Consider the following 16,423-nt stretch of genomic DNA (forward strand, 5'->3'; position numbering starts at 1 on the left):
TACGCGCTCGGCGTGAAGGGCGCGGGCGTCTACGACAACAAGACGCTGTACATCACGTACGACGAGGATCGCTCGGCGATCGAGGCGCAGCAGGCCCAGATCAAGGCGGCGGTCGACGCGGCCGTCGCGGAGGCGACGACGCCGGGGATGTCTGCTCGGGACAAGGCGGTCGCCCTCAACGATTGGCTGACCGCGCACGCCGATTACGACCACGCGGCGCTGGACGCGAAGAACGCGACAGGGGCCGAGGTCATCCCGGACGGGTACGAGGACGCCCGGACGGCGGCCGGTGTGCTGCTGAAGCAGACCGGCGTGTGCGCGAGCTACGCCGACGCCTATCACCTGCTCATGCACGCGGCGGATGTGGACTCCGTCACGGTCGTCGGAGACGTCTTCTCCGGCGGAGGGCACGCATGGAACAAGGTCAACATCGACGGTGCGTGGCTGGCCGTGGACACGACGTGGAACGATTTCTCCGACCCCAACCGCTACCTGCTCATCCCGGATTCGGGCTTCCACGGCGACGCGTCGCGTTCCGAGGACGCGCGGTGGATGATCGACGCCTCGATCAGCTCGTACGCCACGACGCCGCAGTGAGCCAGGACGGAGCGGGGCCGAGTTCGGGGGTGGGCGCGAGCGAGGCCCCCGTGAGTGATCTGCCCGGCTTCGTTCCGGTCGAGTGGCGCGAGCATCGCTATGTCCAGGTGTGCGGAGAAGAGTTTGGGCCACGGGGGTGGCTTGCCGCGTTCCTCCGCAGTGCGGCGGGCGCTCCGTTGCCCGCATCCGGCGGCTGCGTGGAGGAACGGGTGCTTCTTCGCGCGCCCGACGGTCAGGTGTTCCGGGGTTGTCGTGTCTCGGCGACATGGAGGGGTGGCGCGCGTATGTGGACGCTGCGGCGTGTTCTCAGCAGTCACTGACGGCCGACGCTATCGGCTCGCGGACTGCGATCGCGTGCGGGTCTGACGGCGGCGCGCGCCGGGCTAGAAGGGCGCCTGCTCGGCTCCGTCGTCGCCTGGGTCTTCGGGCGACTCCATGAACTGCACGGGCGGCGGCGGGTCGTCGATGTAGGTGGCGCCCAGCGGCGAGGTCCACTCGATGACACCGCCGGGCAACTGTCGGACGCGCCATGCCGTGAACTGCTTCATCGAGTGATGTCGTTGGCACAGACACTGCAGGTTGTCGAGGTGCGTCGGTCCACCGCGTGCCCAGTCGCGCACGTGGTCGATCTCGCATCGGATGGCGGGAACGCGGCATCCGGGGAATCGGCAGTGCCGATCGCGGGCGTGGACGGTGCGCCGCAGCGCGGGCGGCACGCTCCGCCTGTCGACGGCCACGACCTGACCGGATGCAGCGTGGGTGAGGATGCGGTCCCAACCGGTGCACGAGCCGCCGGCGAGTGCGCGGGCGGTTTCGGCGTCGATCGGGCCGTGGCCGACGAGCTCGCCCACTTGGGCGTCGCGGCCCGTGGGCGCGCCGACCGGGACGACGACCTGTACGTGTGCGCGGATCGCGCCGAGGGCGCCTGGGCCGTCGTCGTCGCGTGTCGGGTCGGCGCCCGGCTGCGTCGTGAGGAGCATGTCTGCGAGAAGGTCGGCGCGGATCTGATCTGTCGTGCGGGTGTCGCTCGCGAGCAGGAGGTCGCCGCCATCCGGCTCGTCTCCGGCGCGGCGCGCTGCGTTGGCCCGGTCAGCGGCCTGCCGGCGGAGATCGATCAGGGTCTGGGCCTGTCGGGTGAGGCGGTCGTGGATCGCATCGGCGATGACGGCAGGCTGGATCGAAACGATCTCGCTCATTCCGTGGGGGAGCGGTGTCGTGAACACACGTCGATCCTCGCGCGCGGTGACGTGGCGCTCGGTGAGAGTGGTTGGATGCTGCCGCTCAGCGAGGATCTCCACCCGCGAGCGCGCGCGACCCACCGTCTCGGTCTCGCAGATCGTCAGCGCGCCCAGCTCGAATGCCGCTCGACGGTCGCGGGGGAGGTTCGCTCCGGCGTCGACGATCACGCGCGCGTGGCTCAGTTGGATGCGGCCCGCGGCGAGGGCCGCGTGCGTCAGCGGATAGTCGTCGACGAGCTCGGCCGCCGCGCTCATCTGCCGCTGCAGGGTTCTGTCGGCGAGGCGGGTCGCCGCGCTGATTTCGGAGGCGACGGCGCGCTGGGCCATGTCGTGCACGCGGACGTTCGCGCGCGAACCGGAAGCCAATCGACGCGCGAGATGTTCGGCGTCAGCGAGCGCCTTCATTCGGCGAGCCTGCGCCGCAGCGATGTCGGCGTCGGCCTTGCGCACCGTGTCGACGGCCTCGGCCAGCGCCGCCGCATCCGCGTCGCTGAAGCCGATCATTCCATCGTCTCGCATGTGCCCGCATATCGTCGAGGTGCGCTCTCATGCGACCTGTTCCGCCTCGGAAACAGAGTCGGTGAATGAGCTTCTCACCGGGAGTTTCCTACCTGACATCAGTGTGGCACCGACCTCAGACATCGCCGGGGAGGGGGTCGCGCCTACGAAACAACTCTGCGAGGGTGGAAAGTATGAGCGCGGGATTGATCGCTGCCATGTCCGGATCGGGACTCGCCGTGCTAGCGGTTGCGCTGATCGCCACCTTGATGATGTTGCGTCGCGGTCGGCTCCGGGGCGCGAGCCAGGCAAATCCCGAGCTGTCACGCGCGCGCGCCGACATCCAGCGTCAGATCGACGCTGGTCGCGCCGGGCACCGGATGTAGTCGGGCGCACCTCCAGCCGGCGAGCGAGCCGGGGCTGGGCTGAAGCGTGTATGTCCTGTGGTGGGGATGACGGTCCCCACCGCCTCTCCACCCGCGGCTGCGCCGCGCGCGGAGCCTCTGGCGGCGTGGGCCCAATCGAAGACGCAGGCTTCGCCTGCTTTCGATTCCCGCAGCACCGAGAAACGAAGAGCGCGGTCCGGGCAAGCCGAACCGCGTTCTTCGTTGGAGGGGATGACGGGAATCGTCCCCACCGCCTCCTCCACGCGCGGCTGCGCCGCGCGTGGAGCCTCTGGCGGCGTGGGCCCACCCAAGGGTTCGATTCGCTCAGCCGATAGATGCAGAGAGCGGCCCGAATAAACCGGACCGCTCTCTGCATCGGAGGGGATGACGGGAATCGAACCCGCGTAATCAGTTTGGAAGACTGACCGATCGCCCTCTAGAGAGATCCTGGAGAGGCGATTGGCCACGCTCGTGTGGGTGACTCAGCTCAGAGTGCGGGATGAGTCATGCGTCTTGTCGTCCCCCTTGAACCTGCACACGATGGTGATGGTTCGAATCGACAGCGAATACCTCGCGCGCGCCATGAACTCCAGTAGCTCCCCAGCTCGGAGAAGTCGCGGCAGCTCGCCGTCAATCTCCAGGAGCGACTGAGCCGCGCCCTCCGGCTTAACGTCGATCCGCTCGACATAGATCGAACGTTCGGAGGTGTGCCGAATAGTCCACAGATCACCCGTACCGTGCTTCGGCACTCCCCAGGCCTTCGGTCGGTGCGCCTGGGCCACCACCTCCTGGGCGGCGGCGATGCGTTGCCACGCGGCGTTCGAGTCTGCGGCGAGCGCAGCGGCGTCGGCGCTGGACTTCCTCGCCTCATCGCGGGCTCGTCGAGCGTCGATTGCCTGCCAGATCGCTACCCCGGCGCCCGCGATCGCCGCCACGCCTCCGATGAGCCCGACTACATCGCCCATGTTCATGGCGTGATCATATGGTCCGGTCCGCTCCAGGGTTAGCGCGAACGAGCCGATAACCTGACACCCGTGCGGCGGACGATCGGACTTTGGCTCGTGGGAACGGGCCTCGCTGTCGCGGCCCTCGCCTCCGTACCTGCGGCGCTCGAAGCCCCCGTGTTTGCGTGGCTCGTTTTCATCGCTGGGATTGTGTTCGCTGTCGTGGGTGCCGTGTATGTGCTCCTCGGGGCCACGCCTGAAGAGCGGCGCGAAGCGCAGCACGAACGTGACGTGAAGCGCCACGGTCTGGAGAACCAGCGAGACGAGCTGAACGCCAGGCGTCAGACGATCGAGTCTGAGTTGTCGACTCAGGAGTACTGGCGCGGGATCGCCAGTACCTATGGCGATCACCTGCGCACTCAGGCGATCTCCTCGAACATCGCTACCCTGACCGCCGAGCGCGATGGCATCGACCGTCGCCTCTCGCAGATCGAAACGGAACTCAGCTCCGCCTGAACCCTCAACCAGAGCTTGAAACTCTGGGCTGGTCGCCGATTCTGCGCCGCAGAGCGGTCGATCGCGACACTCTGACCCCGAGGTGTGACCATGAGCGACTTCAAGCCGATCCGGCAGATCCGCGTGAACGCGCCGAGCATCCTCACCGTTGAGAACAGTTCGGCCGGTCTACGTGCTTGGGAAGACGCCCTCGTGACAGCGATCGAGCGCGGCGATTACGAGGTCGTCGGTGTTCGCCTCCCCGGGGGCGGCGACCTCGACATGGTCCGGCTCGATGACGACGAGAACCCGACCTAAAACGCTTCCTCGCGCTCCCGAGAACGACGCTCTCGCCGGGACCTAGTTCATGCGAATGTGCTTCGCCGCACGAACTCTCTTCCGAGCATGCCCATAGGATCGGCGTCGTGAGCCTCGCTGACGTCACTCCCTTCGCGTCCCCGAGTCCCACGTCGGGCGCCGCGCAGGCAGTCGTCATCGACCCGACGGCGCTGGCTCTTCTATCGATCTTCGGCGGCGTGATCGTGACCGCTCTCGTGGGCCTCCTGGGTGCCTGGATTCAGTCGCGACGCGAGCACTCGCGTTGGTTGCGCGAGCGGCGATTCGACGCGATCACGAAGGCCTTCGCCATCACCAAAGGATTCGATCTCAACCGCTCGAAAGTGATGAAGATAGTCGAGCGTGAGGGCAAGGACGAGAACGACCCACGTGTGCGGGCGCTCCTGGATCAAGCCGACGAGCTGTACACAACCGTGGCTGAGGGTCTGGCGCCAATCGCCATTCTGGGACCCGCTGAGGTGTCGAACGCCTACATGGACATGCAGGCCGCATACGAGGCTGAAGACGATGAGGCGCTAGGCGAGGCCGAGGTCGCATTTCGTGACGCCGCACGCAGAGCCCTCAAGGTGAAGGACTGAGACTCGCTAGCTGGGGAAGGCTTGTCCAAGCGCTGATGTCTGGAGCCTAAGCGCCTCGACCGCCTCCTTTGGGGCGCCTCGGAGGATCATGTCGTCGTACCGCGCGATGAACTCTCGGGCTTCCTTTTCGTGTTGGTCGTAGACCGTAATGGCTCCCTCGATGAACTCCCTTAGCGCCTGCACGCTCGGCGGGGTGTCAGGCCCGAACACAAGCTGGGTGTCGGCGATTAGTCGACGAGCCTGACGCCCCTCGCTCGTGCGCATCTGAGCCTTCGCGACGTTCTGGGCGTGTATCCCCCGCAGTACCTGATCGGCGTCGGGGCGGCCGGAGATCGTGTCCAGCATGGGGCGGAACTGGTCCATCTGGCGTTCTGCGGTCTGGCGAGATCGGATCACTTTGGCGAGCAGGCGGCGGGCTTTTCGGCGACCTCGTTTGACTTTCCCCCACGGTGCGCGGATCGCCATGATCCATGTGGCATCGCGCGTCATAGCTTCGCCGATTGCTGTCACGGGGATCGAGAAGACAACGTAGAACGCGAGAAGCATCACGACCAGGGCGTAGTACACCTGCCACTCCAGGCTCTCCCTGAAGGCAAGGCAGGCGAGAGCCGTGAACTCGACTGATGCCATCGCCCCGCCGAGCACGATGTACGTGAGTCCCCACCGGACCCGCAGCGATCGCCGCTTGAACTCATCAGCGTTGGAGCTGATCCGTCGGGCTAGCGTTCGGGCCTCGATGACCAGCGGAATCGCAAGAACGGGGATGAGCTGAGCGATCGCGCTCCAGAAAGCCGTCAGCTCGTCGGTCATGAACGATCCTCTCCGCGGAGCACTCCCGCGCAGTCCATGTATAGCGGCTGAGGACCGGAGCGTATGTATCGCTGACCGCTGCCGGGAACGCCGCCGCGACCTCGAAGGCCTCACCCGGGGCGGGCGGCCCGCGCCGCGTCGGCGTGCGCAGAGGGGCCGATGTCGGAGGGAATCGCCATACTTAATGCTGCGTTCCAGCTAACCGGAGCTGATAGCGTGCCGCGGAAGGGGGTGGAAGCATGACGCAAGACAGCATGGACGCGCGACAGGTCGCGCGATGGTTCGTCGCGTACTCGGGTCTTGATGACGAGGGCGTCCTGTCGAACCTGAAGCTCCAGAAGCTCCTGTATTACGCGCAGGGCCATTTCCTCGCGCAGACGGACGGAACGCCGCTGTTTACGAACCGCGTGGAGGCGTGGGAGCACGGCCCCGTAGTTCCGGACGTCTACCACCAGTACAAGAGCTTCGGATCCTCGCCGATCCCGGCTGACACCGATTTCGACTTTGACGCTGTCCCGCAGCAACTCAACGAGTTTCTCGCCTCGATCTGGATCACCTTCGGCTCTCGCTCCGCTTGGAAGCTCCGTGAGATGACTCACAGTGAGGCGCCGTGGCGCAACGCGTTCGCGCCAGACGAGCGGGGAACTGAGATAACGACGGAGAGCATGTTCGCGTACTTCCGAGGCCTGTACAGCGGCGCCGTTCCCGTCTGATGGCGGGCAAACCCAAGGGCAGGCCGCAGTTCGCTGCGAAAGAGCTCCCGGTAGATGAACCCGCGTCCTCTGACAAGCTGCGGCCGATCTTCTGCCTGGAGCACATTCGGACACCACACGACGTCAAGAACCCCGACCTCACAAAGGATCAGCGGTCCGCGTTCGCCGAGCGCCTCCAGGAGCTGGCTGCCCTCTCGTGGTCACAACTGAAGCTGTCGGGACGGCACAAACAGGGGTTCGAGCTTCTCCCTGTCGAGAAGTTGAAGTTCAACATGCCTAGCGCATTCGAAGACACGGCCAAGGTCCACGTATTCCGTTACTGCGGCATGCTCCCAATGGTCGGAGTCCGGAGCAACGCGACGTTCCATATCCTTGCGATCGAGCGCCAGTTCGGCGAGGTTTACGACCACGATTAGCCGCGGCACGGGCTCCGGAGAACCGCAGCGCAGGCCCACGGCGATCGACGTACGGTCGGCGCCGTGACCCGCTGTCGGAGCACTGACAGTGGTTTGGAAGCGCTCAGGCGCGCCCGAGTAGGGCGGCGTAAGCGTCGAGGCGATCCACCGCAGCCGCATGCTGCTTCTTGGACGTGTGAATATAGCGATCCGTCGAGGTCACCGACGCGTGCCCCCGCGCGCTGCTGGATCACCTTCCGGTCCTCGCCGATCTCAGCCACTAGCGAGAGGCTGATGTGCCGGATGTCGTGGATATGGAAGTTGGAGTAACGTGCGGCCTCGCACGCGGCGTTCCAGGCCCGCTGAAGGCTGGCGCGCGGCATCTGGTGAGATCGCTCACCCGGGTACAGGGGAGCGTCCCCGATTACCTTTGGCGTCGAGGCCAGAGCAACCCGGCCGCGCTCCATCAACTTGATCGTTTTGTGTTGCTTCGTCTTCGTGTTGGTGGTGAGGCCCTGTGCCGTGCGCTGCCGCGTCGAGGACACCATTCCGTGGCGCACGTCCGAACCATTGAGCGCGACCAGCTCACCAAGCCGGTAGTGACCCGCGAACATCACTTCCAGAGCTGGCCTGTAGAAGGGCTCCACGTGGGCCAGCACGGCGTCGAAGTCGGCCATGGTCCAGTCCGGCCGGATAGTGGACGCGTCGGCGCCTGCCTTCTCGATGTCGATCGGGACGACGGCGAGGAGATCCCACTTCACCGCCTGCTTCAGGATGCCCCGCAACAGGTAGTACGCGTTCCGTCTGTTCACCGGGTTGGAGCTGTGCTTCGCCCACCAGATATCCACGGTGCGCTTCGTGATCTGATTCAGCTTCTTGGACCCGAACGTCGGCAGGAGTGTGGTCTTGAGGAGGCTGGGGTAGTTGCGGTACGTGCCGACGGTAACCTGGGGCTCCTTCCACTCCAGCCACTGCTTGGAGAGCTCGTCGAAGCGGACGTTGCCCTTTCGCTCGTCGTGGTACTCGCCCTTCTCGAGGTCGCTGAGGATGCTGCGGAGCATCAACTCCGCCTGCTTCTTTATTAACTCCTCGGGCCACCTTCGATCCGCGCTGTCCGTCGGGGGTGCTCCAGCGGAGACGAAAGCCGTCTCCGCGAGCGATGACTGACCCTTGTCCGTGCGCCCGTTTGGGCATGTCCCGGCTCTTCTCCATGACCGTGGTACGCCGGAGAGCGAGTGCTGAGAAAGGGTGGCATCCCCGTGGATGATTGCCCACGGATTGGCCACGGCCCGATAGGCTCCGGCGAGGAGAGGACTGAAGCCTTCGAGAAACAAGGCCTAACCAAGACTTCTATGTGGAGGGGATGACGGTTCCCACCGCCTCTCCACACGCCGCTGCGCGACGCGCGGAGCCTCTGCGGCGTGGGCCCGATTGTCCCCACCGCCTCTCCACACGCGGCTGCGCCGCGCGCGGAGCCTCTGGCGGCGTGGGCCCAGACGCAGGCTTCGCCTGCTTTCGATTCCCGTCACCACACGACATAAGCGTGAAGGCCCGGACGAGCCGGGCCTTCGCGCTTATCGGAGGGGATGACGGGAATCGAACCCGCGTAATCAGTTTGGAAGACTGAGGCTCTACCATTGAGCTACATCCCCGGAGCGGCATCGGCCGCAACCTCAGCAAGCATAGCTGAGTTCTCAACGTCGATTCGACGCGCGGGCAGCGTCGGCTAGACTTCTCGGGGCCGAATCCGGTGCACGTTCGCGTGCCCGCCCGCCCGGGGCGTAGCTCAGCTTGGTAGAGCGCCCGCTTTGGGAGCGGGAGGCCGCAGGTTCAAATCCTGTCGCCCCGACACGGCCCCCAAGACCCCAGACCTTCAGCCACCGTGCGTTGGCGCGGAACAGAGGAGAACAACAGGCATGGTCACTAGCACCGTCGAGAAGCTCACCCCGACCCGGGTGAAGCTCGAGATCTCGGTCTCGCCCGAGGAGCTCAAGCCCTCGATCGCTCACGCGTACGAGCACATCGCTCAGGACGTCCAGATCCCCGGCTTCCGCAAGGGCAAGGTCCCGGCACCGATCATCGATCAGCGCATCGGGCGCGGTGCCGTGCTCGAGCACGCCGTCAACGAGGGCCTCGACGGGTTCTACCGCGAAGCGGTCGCCGAGCAGGGTCTGCGCGTCGTGGGCCGTCCCGAGGCCGACATCGTCGCCCTCCCCGAGGTCAGCGACTTCTCCGGCGACCTGAAGGTCACCGTCGAGGTCGACGTGCGCCCCGACTTCGAGCTGCCCGCCTACGAGGGCCTCGAGATCACCGTTGACGCCGTGGCCACGGATGAAGCGGCCATCGACGCCGAGCTCGACAACCTCCGCGCGCGCTTCGGCACGCTCGTCACGGTCGAGCGTCCCGCCGCGAAGGGCGACTTCGTCGAGCTCGACCTCGTCGCCACGATCGACGGCAACGAGATCGATCGCGCCGAGGGCGTCTCCTACGAGGTCGGCTCGGGCGAGCTGCTCGAGGGCATCGACGAGGCCATCGAGTCTCTCACCGCCGGTGAGGACACCACCTTCCGCTCGAAGCTGGTCGGCGGCGACCACGCAGGCGAAGAGGCCGAGGTCTCGGTCAGCGTCAAGGCCGTCAAGGAGCGCGAGCTGCCCGACGCCGACGACGACTTCGCCCAGATGGCGAGCGAGTTCGACACGATCGACGAGCTGCGCGCGAGCCTCTCCGAGCGTGTCGCACAGCAGTCGAACTTCACGCAGGGCGCCGCCGCGCGCGACAAGCTCGTCGAGGTCCTGCTCGAGAAGGTCGACATCCCCGTGCCGCCGAAGCTCGTCGAGGACGAGGTCCACGCCCACCTCGAGGGCGAGGGTCGCCTCGAGGACGACGAGCACCGTGCCGAGGTCACCGAGGCGAGCGAGAAACAGTTCCGCACGCAGGTGCTGCTCGACAAGATCGCCGAAGAGGCGAACGTGCAGGTCTCGCAGGACGAGCTGACCCAGTACCTGATCCAGTCGGCCGCGCAGTACGGCATGGCTCCGCAGGACTTCGTGAACGCGCTGCAGCAGGGCAACCAGCTGCCGGCCCTGATCGGCGAGGTCGCCCGCAACAAGGCCCTTGCGATCGCGCTCGGCCGTGTGAACGTCGTCGACACCGACGGCAAGCCCGTCGACCTCACCGGCTTCATCGCCGTCGAGGACGAGCCGGCCGCTGAGGCCGACGTCGTCGAGGAGGCAGAGGAGATCGCCGACGCCGCCGCGGACGCCGAGGACGAGGTTGCCGCGGAAGAGGCCAAGCCCGCGAAGAAGGCAGCCGCCAAGAAGCCCGCCGCGAAGAAGGCCCCGGCCAAGAAGGCCGACGCCGAGTAAGACGCGTCAGTACGAAGGGCGGATGCGGAAGCATCCGCCCTTCGTCGTCCCGGAGGAGAGGAATCATGACCGACTGGCAGACACGCGTCGACGCCGTGTGGGACGACGAGTCGCTCAGCGACGAGGCCCGCATCGACGAGATCGAGCGTCTGGCGAGCGAGTGCGACGCCGGAGACGCCGTCGCCCTGTTCGAGCGCGCCGGCGCCTACGACTCCGCAGGTCGCGAGAGCGAGGCCGAACCGCTGTACCGCGCCGCGCTGGCTGCGGGGCTCGACCCCGAACGGCGCACGCGGGCCGTCATCCAGCTCGCGAGCACCATCCGCAACCTCGGCAAGCTCGACGAGAGCCTCGTCATGCTGGAGAACGAGTACCGCAGGGTCGAAGCGGGCGGTATGAGGGATGCGGCCGCAGCCTTCTACGCGCTCGCGCTGGCGTCGTCGCATCGGGAACGCGAGGGTCTCGCGATCGTGCTCGAAGCGCTGGCTCCGCACCTTCCGCGTTACCAGCGATCCGTGCGCGGATACGCCGCTGAACTCGTTCATGCGCCGGAGCGTATGCCGACGGCGAACACGGGCGAGGGGTCCGAAGCGCGCCGGTAGATTCGTTCTCACGATCACCGAACAGGAGTGAACATGGCCGACCCCCTTGTCGCGACAAGCGTCTTCGACAGGCTGCTGAAGGACCGCATCATCTGGCTCGGATCCGAGGTGCGGGATGAGAACGCCAACGAGATCTGCGCGAAGATCCTGCTGCTCGCCGCCGAGGACTCGCAGAAGGACATCTACCTCTACATCAACTCGCCCGGTGGGTCGATCACGGCCGGCATGGCCATCTACGACACCATGCAGTTCGTGCCCAACGACATCGTCACCGTCGGCATCGGCATGGCGGCCTCGATGGGTCAGCTGCTGCTGACCGCCGGCACCAAGGGCAAGCGCTACATCACGCCGAACGCTCGCGTGCTGCTCCACCAGCCGCACGGCGGATTCGGCGGTACCGCCAGCGACATCCAGACCCAGGCTCAGCTCATCGTGTCGATGAAGAACCGCCTAGCGGAGATCACGGCGGCGCAGACGGGCAAGTCCGTCGAGCAGATCAACGAGGACGGCGACCGTGACCGCTGGTTCACGGCCGACGAAGCGCTCGAGTACGGTTTCGTCGACCACATCCGCGAGTCCGCGACCGACGTCGTCGGCGGCGGCGGCACGGCGAACTGACGAGCGACGGCGAGAAGAGAGAACCCGAATGAACATCCCCACTTTCGGCGCCGCGGCCCACACGCCGCAGGGACTGCAGATGCCGTCGAGCCGCTACGTGCTGCCCCAGTTCGAAGAGCGCACGGCCTACGGCTACAAGCGCCAGGATCCGTACAACAAGCTGTTCGAGGACCGCGTCATCTTCCTGGGTGTCCAGGTCGACGACGCGTCCGCGGATGACGTGATGGCCCAGCTGCTCGTGCTCGAGTCCCAGGACCCCGACCGCGACATCATCATGTACATCAACTCGCCCGGCGGCTCGTTCACGGCCATGACGGCGATCTACGACACGATGCAGTACGTGTCGCCGCAGATCCAGACCGTCGTGCTCGGTCAGGCCGCCTCGGCCGCGGCCGTGCTGCTCGCCGCCGGCGCGCCCGGCAAGCGACTGGCGCTGCCGAACGCCCGCATCCTGATCCACCAGCCCGCGATGGGTGAGGCGGGCCACGGCCAGGCCTCCGACATCGAGATCCAGGCGGCGGAGATCCTCCGGATGCGCACCTGGCTCGAGGAGACCCTCGCGAAGCACTCGCACCGCACCAAGGAGGAGGTCAACCGCGACATCGACCGCGACAAGATCCTCTCCGCCGAGACCGCCGTCGAGTACGGCCTGGTCGACCAGGTGCTGACCACGCGCAAGCGCACGCCCGCGGCCCTCACGAGCTGACATCGTGTCAGAGGCGACGCCCCGGTCCGAACGAGGATCGGGGCGTCGTCGTGTCTGCACACATCCTGACGCGCAATACGACCGTTGTCCTCGACTCCGGTTAGGCTCGATGTACCGCGCAGCTATCCGGGGGAAGAGAGGCATCATGGCACGAATCGGTGAGAGCGCCGACCTGTTCAAGTGCTCCTTCTGCGGCAAGAGCCAGAAGCAGGTGCAGCAGCTCATCGCTGGCCCTGGTGTGTACATCTGCGACGAGTGCGTCGAGCTGTGCAACGAGATCATCGAAGAGCGCATGGCCGAGCAGACCTCCGACGAGGTGGCCGAGTTCGATCTGCCGAAGCCGCGCGAGATCTTCTCGTTCCTCGAGGATTACGTCGTGGGGCAGGAGCAGGCCAAGCGCGCCCTGTCCGTCGCGGTCTACAACCACTACAAGCGCGTGCGCGCCCAGGGAACGATCATCTCGGCCGACCAGCGAGCCGATGAGGTCGAGATCGCCAAGAGCAACATCCTGATGCTCGGCCCGACCGGATGCGGCAAGACGTACCTCGCCCAGACGCTCGCCAAGCGTCTCAACGTGCCCTTCGCCGTCGCCGATGCCACAGCCCTGACCGAAGCGGGTTACGTGGGCGAAGACGTCGAGAACATCCTTCTCAAGCTGCTGCAGGCCGCCGACTTCGACACGAAACGTGCCGAGACCGGGATCATCTACATCGACGAGGTCGACAAGATCGCCCGCAAGGCCGAGAACCCCTCCATCACCCGTGATGTCTCGGGCGAGGGTGTGCAGCAGGCGCTGCTGAAGATCCTCGAGGGCACGGTCGCCTCGGTTCCGCCGCAGGGCGGGCGCAAGCACCCGCATCAGGAGTTCATCCAGATTGACACGACGAATGTGCTGTTCATCGTGGCCGGTGCCTTCGCGGGGCTCGAGGAGATCATCTCGGCCCGTGTCGGCAAGCACGGTGTCGGCTTCGGCGCGCCGCTGCAGCGCAAGGACGACGGACCCGACCTCTTCAGTGAGGTGCTGCCCGAAGACCTGCACAAGTTCGGCCTGATTCCCGAGTTCATCGGCCGACTTCCCGTCGTCGCGGCAGTCTCACCGCTCGACCGCGAGGCTCTCATGGAGATCCTGACCGAGCCGAAGAATGCCCTCGTGAAGCAGTACCAGCGCATGTTCGAGCTCGACGATGTGGAGCTGGACTTCGAACGTGACGCCCTCGAGGCGATCGCCGAGCTGGCCGTCTCTCGCAAGACCGGCGCCCGCGGCCTCCGCGCGATCCTCGAAGATGTGCTCGGTCCGATCATGTTCGAAATCCCCTCCAGCGAGGACGTCGCGAAGGTCGTCGTCACCCGCGCGGCGGTCGAGGACGGCGCGGCACCCACTTTGGTGCTGCGCCAGAAGCGCAAGACCGCCTGAGGGTCAGCGTCCTGCCTCTGTCCACACCCGAACGCAAGCTGCAGTTTCCGATTTGCCGATGTTTGTAGGCTTCTGCTTACACACCGACGAAGGGGGGAGCATGGACGTCGACTTCGGCCAGCTGGAACTGGCGGGCCAAGTGCTGGAGCGCCAACGCAGCCATGCGGAAGCAATCGGCCAGCATCTCGAGACATACGCCCGGCTGAACGCGGGGGAGCTCGGACTGATCCTGCAACTCTTCAAGCCCATCAGCGACGGCATCGTGGACGCGGGTATCAAGGTCACGGATCTGTCAGCGCAGATCTTCGGAACCGGCACCGATCGGATGGCAGAGACGGTGTCGACGTACCGTGACGCCGAGAAGACAGCATATGAGGCTGCCGCGCAAGTGGCGAGCGCGCTCGGCGCATCCATGCCACCCTACGCGCCCACGCCCACGCCATCGCTCGGATCGGCGCAGTCGTCGGCGCCGTCCCGCTACGGCGAGGCTGATGGAAATGTCTTCAACCAAGCCTTCTGGGACGGCTACTCCGCGGCGGAGTGGACGTCCGAGACCGCCGGCGATCTCACCGGCCGGGTGCAGGATGGTCTCTCCTCTTCGCGTACCGTGACCGAAGCCGTCGATGTGCGCTCCTACCTTCCTGTCCCGCAGGGCGAGGACCCGGACATCGAGAGCATCCGTTGGAAGGCCGGCCCGATCTTCGGCGGCGTCGACTGGGTCTTCGAACAGCTCATGGGCTTCTCCCTCATCGAAGAGATCACGAAGCCCTTCTCCGGCGACTGGGAACGGATGCGCGAGGCTCAGTTTGCGTGGACGCATGCCGGCGACGCGATGAGCGCGATCGGTCAGAACGCGATGGCTCTGCTGCCGCCGATGGCCAGCTGGACGGGGAAGGGCTCCGAGGCGTTCGGAGCCGCCGCAGCTCTCATCTCGCAGGCACACGCTGGCGCCGCGGGGCCGGCGGGAACGATCGCGACCGCGATCAAGGTGCTGATCATGCTTTGCAAGGAGGCTGTCGGCAAGATCCTCGGCAAGTTGAACGATCTGGCCCTCAAGCTGCTGAAGATCGTGGCCGCCGGTTCCGTCCCGGTTGCGGGCTGGATCGTCGCCGCCGCCGAGGCCGGTGTGACGGTCTACCAGATCCTCGAGGACGTCCGTTGGGCTTACAAGTGGATCAACCGGATCTACGACCTTGTCTCCGGGATGGTGACCAACATCGGCAACGTCGTGGACAACGCCGTGCGGATGTCGAACCTCTATGAGGGTCTGGCGCGCGGTGTGATGGCGAGGGTCTGATGGACGACGAGCGATTCATTCAGGCCGCGGCAGCGCGGGACGACGCGCCGGAGCTGCACGGCGACTTCCGCGACATGGCGCAGCAGTTCATCGAACTTCTGCGTGAGGCCGACGAGCAGATGACTCGGATGGACGCGACCAACGCGCTGGCGAATGCGGAGTGGGACAAGCAGAGGGCTGAGCAGGCCCGTTCCGGTGATCTTGGCTCCGATTGGAGCGTCGTTCAAGGCCGCATCGATCTGGGGCAGACGAGCCTTCAGGCGGTCTTCTCCGGTGAGGACGCTTCTCCGGAGGCGGAGAGGCTTCGGCGGGTGGCCACCCGAAATCTGGAGGAGCTGCGAGCGTCGTGGGAAGAGGAGAAAGCCGAAGACGAAGGCGAGGAGACGCCTCCGACTCCGGATGAGCTGTTCGCGCAGACGCTTCGCGACTCGCAGGCGCGATTCGAGCAGGCGTTCGCACGGATCCAAGACGTACTGGATGCGGCGCGTCGCCGAGAGGAGGAGGAAGATGTCTGATCTTTCCGTCAAGCCGGACCAGGTGGAGGCGCTGGCCGCTTCCGTGGACGCTGGCGCTGCCGGCATCGAGGCTCAGCTCACGACTCTTCAGGGTGCGCAGCGCGTGCTGCTGGGTGCCTGGACGGGCGACGCGGCGGAGGCCTATCGCCACTCGCAGGATGGGTGGTTGGAGCAGATGCAGACGTTGGCGCGCGTCGCGCATGCCGCTGCGGATGCGGCGGAGCGCGCATCGGCCGCCTACCGCGAGGCCGACGATGCCGTCGGACGCGCGTGGAGTCTGTGACATGCTGAACGACGAGGGTCGTGCGATGCCCTCTCGGCCGGACATCACCCGCACCGGGCGCGGAGCGAACATGCGCGTCGCGCCGGCGCGTTGGACTGGCTTCTCATTCGGCGGCGGACGATTCATCCTCACGATCGATCCGCGCTCGGCGCTGAATGTCGCGGTGGAGCATCTCCACGCGACGGGCTTCGACAAGGGCGACGACACGTTCCAGAGGATCCTCTCCGAGGCCGGGTCTGAATGGTTGGCGCAGGATCTCCGCATCGGCGATATCAAGAAGTCGTGGAAGCGGGGACTTCTGGCTTGGGCTGTGGAGGACACCGGGTTGGAGTTCTTCAAGCCGTTCTGGCGAGGGGTGACGCCATCACTTGTCGTGGCTTGCACCCGTCCGATTGACGCGGGTACCGAACTCGTGATCTATCCTCACGACTCGATCAAAGGCGGATCGGATCGTACCGATTCCCGCCCGCTCGTCCGCGAGGCGCTTCACACGCTCGAGCATCGTTTCGCCGAGGCTGGGCAGCTGGTGTCATTCGAGCGGATGCGCGGCATCAAGAACGACGGTTCGCCCGCATCCCAGAAGGTTGTGCGAGACCTGCTCGGCTGGCGCTGAGG

Annotated in this window: 20 protein-coding genes and 2 tRNA genes; 17 read left to right on the forward strand and 5 right to left on the reverse strand. The window is 66.1% G+C overall.

What is annotated here, in order from left to right:
- Positions 1 to 12 precede the first annotated feature (12 nt).
- Positions 13 to 597 (forward strand): transglutaminase domain-containing protein, encoded by a 585-nt coding sequence (locus tag AC1VNH_RS01050; RefSeq protein WP_483109512.1) that lies wholly within the window; start codon positions 13 to 15, stop codon positions 595 to 597.
- Positions 598 to 980: 383 nt separating this feature from the next.
- Here the strand turns inward: AC1VNH_RS01050 and AC1VNH_RS01055 are convergent, their stop codons facing one another.
- Positions 981 to 2,354, reverse strand: a complete 1,374-nt coding sequence (locus tag AC1VNH_RS01055; RefSeq protein WP_483109513.1) for an HNH endonuclease signature motif containing protein — start codon at positions 2,352 to 2,354, stop codon at positions 981 to 983.
- Positions 2,355 to 2,527: 173 nt separating this feature from the next.
- On the opposite strand from AC1VNH_RS01055, the gene AC1VNH_RS01060 reads away from it, so the two are divergent.
- The gene (locus AC1VNH_RS01060) at positions 2,528 to 2,719 is read left to right on the forward strand and encodes a hypothetical protein (RefSeq protein WP_483109514.1); all 192 of its coding nucleotides are present in this window, start codon (positions 2,528 to 2,530) and stop codon (positions 2,717 to 2,719) included.
- A 482-nt stretch (positions 2,720 to 3,201) separates the two neighbouring features.
- Here the strand turns inward: AC1VNH_RS01060 and AC1VNH_RS01065 are convergent, their stop codons facing one another.
- Positions 3,202 to 3,690: a hypothetical protein gene (locus tag AC1VNH_RS01065; RefSeq protein WP_483109515.1), complete on the reverse strand. Its 489-nt coding sequence runs from the start codon at positions 3,688 to 3,690 to the stop codon at positions 3,202 to 3,204.
- A gap of 63 nt (positions 3,691 to 3,753) precedes the next feature.
- Between AC1VNH_RS01065 and AC1VNH_RS01070 the strand changes: the two genes are divergently transcribed.
- The 3 genes from AC1VNH_RS01070 to AC1VNH_RS01080 all read left to right on the forward strand — a co-directional run bounded on the left by AC1VNH_RS01070 (position 3,754) and on the right by AC1VNH_RS01080 (position 5,093).
- Positions 3,754 to 4,179, forward strand: coding sequence for a hypothetical protein (locus AC1VNH_RS01070; protein ID WP_483109516.1), 426 nt, complete (start codon positions 3,754 to 3,756; stop codon positions 4,177 to 4,179).
- A gap of 90 nt (positions 4,180 to 4,269) precedes the next feature.
- The gene (locus tag AC1VNH_RS01075) at positions 4,270 to 4,476 is read left to right on the forward strand and encodes a hypothetical protein (RefSeq protein ID WP_483109517.1); all 207 of its coding nucleotides are present in this window, start codon (positions 4,270 to 4,272) and stop codon (positions 4,474 to 4,476) included.
- A gap of 107 nt (positions 4,477 to 4,583) precedes the next feature.
- Positions 4,584 to 5,093 carry a hypothetical protein gene (locus AC1VNH_RS01080; RefSeq protein WP_483109518.1) on the forward strand — a complete coding sequence of 170 codons (510 nt, stop codon included), beginning with the start codon at positions 4,584 to 4,586 and terminating at the stop codon, positions 5,091 to 5,093.
- 6 nt (positions 5,094 to 5,099) lie between these two features.
- Here AC1VNH_RS01080 and AC1VNH_RS01085 read toward each other — a convergent pair whose 3' ends face one another.
- Positions 5,100 to 5,903 (reverse strand): hypothetical protein, encoded by an 804-nt coding sequence (locus AC1VNH_RS01085; protein WP_483109519.1) that lies wholly within the window; start codon positions 5,901 to 5,903, stop codon positions 5,100 to 5,102.
- Positions 5,904 to 6,142: 239 nt separating this feature from the next.
- On the opposite strand from AC1VNH_RS01085, the gene AC1VNH_RS01090 reads away from it, so the two are divergent.
- Entirely contained in the window at positions 6,143 to 6,616 is a 474-nt protein-coding gene (locus AC1VNH_RS01090; RefSeq protein WP_483109520.1) for a Panacea domain-containing protein, read from the forward strand.
- Entirely contained in the window at positions 6,616 to 7,032 is a 417-nt protein-coding gene (locus AC1VNH_RS01095) for a hypothetical protein (protein WP_483109521.1), read from the forward strand. The genes AC1VNH_RS01090 and AC1VNH_RS01095 overlap by 1 nt, the downstream gene beginning before the upstream one ends.
- Here AC1VNH_RS01095 and AC1VNH_RS01100 read toward each other — a convergent pair.
- Positions 7,029 to 8,072: a site-specific integrase gene (locus AC1VNH_RS01100; RefSeq protein WP_483109522.1), complete on the reverse strand. Its 1,044-nt coding sequence runs from the start codon at positions 8,070 to 8,072 to the stop codon at positions 7,029 to 7,031. The two genes, AC1VNH_RS01095 and AC1VNH_RS01100, sit on opposite strands and share 4 nt — an antisense overlap.
- A gap of 520 nt (positions 8,073 to 8,592) precedes the next feature.
- Positions 8,593 to 8,663: transfer RNA gene (locus AC1VNH_RS01105), tRNA-Gly, on the reverse strand.
- A gap of 123 nt (positions 8,664 to 8,786) precedes the next feature.
- On the opposite strand from AC1VNH_RS01105, the gene AC1VNH_RS01110 reads away from it, so the two are divergent.
- The 10 genes from AC1VNH_RS01110 (at position 8,787) to AC1VNH_RS01155 (ending at position 16,421) form a co-directional block, all read left to right on the forward strand.
- Positions 8,787 to 8,860: transfer RNA gene (locus AC1VNH_RS01110), tRNA-Pro, on the forward strand.
- A 67-nt stretch (positions 8,861 to 8,927) separates the two neighbouring features.
- Positions 8,928 to 10,376 (forward strand): trigger factor, encoded by a 1,449-nt coding sequence (tig, locus tag AC1VNH_RS01115; protein WP_483109523.1) that lies wholly within the window; start codon positions 8,928 to 8,930, stop codon positions 10,374 to 10,376.
- Between the two features lie 65 nt (positions 10,377 to 10,441).
- Positions 10,442 to 10,975, forward strand: a complete 534-nt coding sequence (locus tag AC1VNH_RS01120; RefSeq protein WP_483109524.1) for a tetratricopeptide repeat protein — start codon at positions 10,442 to 10,444, stop codon at positions 10,973 to 10,975.
- Between the two features lie 33 nt (positions 10,976 to 11,008).
- Complete coding sequence (locus AC1VNH_RS01125) at positions 11,009 to 11,593, forward strand: ATP-dependent Clp protease proteolytic subunit (RefSeq protein ID WP_137416779.1); 585 nt, start codon at positions 11,009 to 11,011, stop codon at positions 11,591 to 11,593.
- 28 nt (positions 11,594 to 11,621) lie between these two features.
- Positions 11,622 to 12,299: an ATP-dependent Clp protease proteolytic subunit gene (locus tag AC1VNH_RS01130; RefSeq protein WP_137416780.1), complete on the forward strand. Its 678-nt coding sequence runs from the start codon at positions 11,622 to 11,624 to the stop codon at positions 12,297 to 12,299.
- A gap of 145 nt (positions 12,300 to 12,444) precedes the next feature.
- Positions 12,445 to 13,713, forward strand: a complete 1,269-nt coding sequence (clpX, locus tag AC1VNH_RS01135; RefSeq protein WP_483109525.1) for an ATP-dependent Clp protease ATP-binding subunit ClpX — start codon at positions 12,445 to 12,447, stop codon at positions 13,711 to 13,713.
- Positions 13,714 to 13,813: 100 nt separating this feature from the next.
- A complete protein-coding gene (locus tag AC1VNH_RS01140; RefSeq protein ID WP_483109526.1) occupies positions 13,814 to 15,010 on the forward strand; it encodes a hypothetical protein in 1,197 nt (398 codons plus the stop codon).
- Positions 15,010 to 15,525 carry a hypothetical protein gene (locus AC1VNH_RS01145; RefSeq protein WP_483109527.1) on the forward strand — a complete coding sequence of 172 codons (516 nt, stop codon included), beginning with the start codon at positions 15,010 to 15,012 and terminating at the stop codon, positions 15,523 to 15,525. Before AC1VNH_RS01140 ends, AC1VNH_RS01145 begins: the two co-directional genes overlap by 1 nt.
- Positions 15,518 to 15,808 (forward strand): WXG100 family type VII secretion target, encoded by a 291-nt coding sequence (locus AC1VNH_RS01150; protein ID WP_483109528.1) that lies wholly within the window; start codon positions 15,518 to 15,520, stop codon positions 15,806 to 15,808. The genes AC1VNH_RS01145 and AC1VNH_RS01150 overlap by 8 nt, the downstream gene beginning before the upstream one ends.
- Before the next feature lies 1 nt (position 15,809).
- Entirely contained in the window at positions 15,810 to 16,421 is a 612-nt protein-coding gene (locus AC1VNH_RS01155) for a hypothetical protein (RefSeq protein ID WP_483109529.1), read from the forward strand.
- The last annotated feature ends 2 nt before the right edge of the window (positions 16,422 to 16,423 follow it).

The sequence above is a fragment of the Microbacterium sp. KU4F genome (assembly GCF_056868075.1).

Bases quoted from the DNA above. Each gene is read 5' to 3' on its own strand.
- tig (WP_483109523.1), top strand. From the start codon at position 8,928: ATGGTCACTAGCACCGTCGAGAAGCTCACCCCGACCCGGGTGAAGCTC.
- AC1VNH_RS01130 (WP_137416780.1), top strand. From the start codon at position 11,622: ATGAACATCCCCACTTTCGGCGCCGCGGCCCACACGCCGCAGGGACTG.
- AC1VNH_RS01150 (WP_483109528.1), top strand. From the start codon at position 15,518: ATGTCTGATCTTTCCGTCAAGCCGGACCAGGTGGAGGCGCTGGCCGCT.
- AC1VNH_RS01120 (WP_483109524.1), top strand. From the start codon at position 10,442: ATGACCGACTGGCAGACACGCGTCGACGCCGTGTGGGACGACGAGTCG.
- AC1VNH_RS01155 (WP_483109529.1), top strand. From the start codon at position 15,810: ATGCTGAACGACGAGGGTCGTGCGATGCCCTCTCGGCCGGACATCACC.
- AC1VNH_RS01085 (WP_483109519.1), bottom strand. From the start codon at position 5,903: ATGACCGACGAGCTGACGGCTTTCTGGAGCGCGATCGCTCAGCTCATC.
- AC1VNH_RS01100 (WP_483109522.1), bottom strand. From the start codon at position 8,072: ATGCTCCGCAGCATCCTCAGCGACCTCGAGAAGGGCGAGTACCACGAC.
- AC1VNH_RS01065 (WP_483109515.1), bottom strand. From the start codon at position 3,690: ATGAACATGGGCGATGTAGTCGGGCTCATCGGAGGCGTGGCGGCGATC.
- AC1VNH_RS01055 (WP_483109513.1), bottom strand. From the start codon at position 2,354: ATGCGAGACGATGGAATGATCGGCTTCAGCGACGCGGATGCGGCGGCG.
- AC1VNH_RS01075 (WP_483109517.1), top strand. From the start codon at position 4,270: ATGAGCGACTTCAAGCCGATCCGGCAGATCCGCGTGAACGCGCCGAGC.
- AC1VNH_RS01090 (WP_483109520.1), top strand. From the start codon at position 6,143: ATGACGCAAGACAGCATGGACGCGCGACAGGTCGCGCGATGGTTCGTC.
- clpX (WP_483109525.1), top strand. From the start codon at position 12,445: ATGGCACGAATCGGTGAGAGCGCCGACCTGTTCAAGTGCTCCTTCTGC.
- AC1VNH_RS01140 (WP_483109526.1), top strand. From the start codon at position 13,814: ATGGACGTCGACTTCGGCCAGCTGGAACTGGCGGGCCAAGTGCTGGAG.
- AC1VNH_RS01060 (WP_483109514.1), top strand. From the start codon at position 2,528: ATGAGCGCGGGATTGATCGCTGCCATGTCCGGATCGGGACTCGCCGTG.
- AC1VNH_RS01095 (WP_483109521.1), top strand. From the start codon at position 6,616: ATGGCGGGCAAACCCAAGGGCAGGCCGCAGTTCGCTGCGAAAGAGCTC.
- AC1VNH_RS01145 (WP_483109527.1), top strand. From the start codon at position 15,010: ATGGACGACGAGCGATTCATTCAGGCCGCGGCAGCGCGGGACGACGCG.
- AC1VNH_RS01125 (WP_137416779.1), top strand. From the start codon at position 11,009: ATGGCCGACCCCCTTGTCGCGACAAGCGTCTTCGACAGGCTGCTGAAG.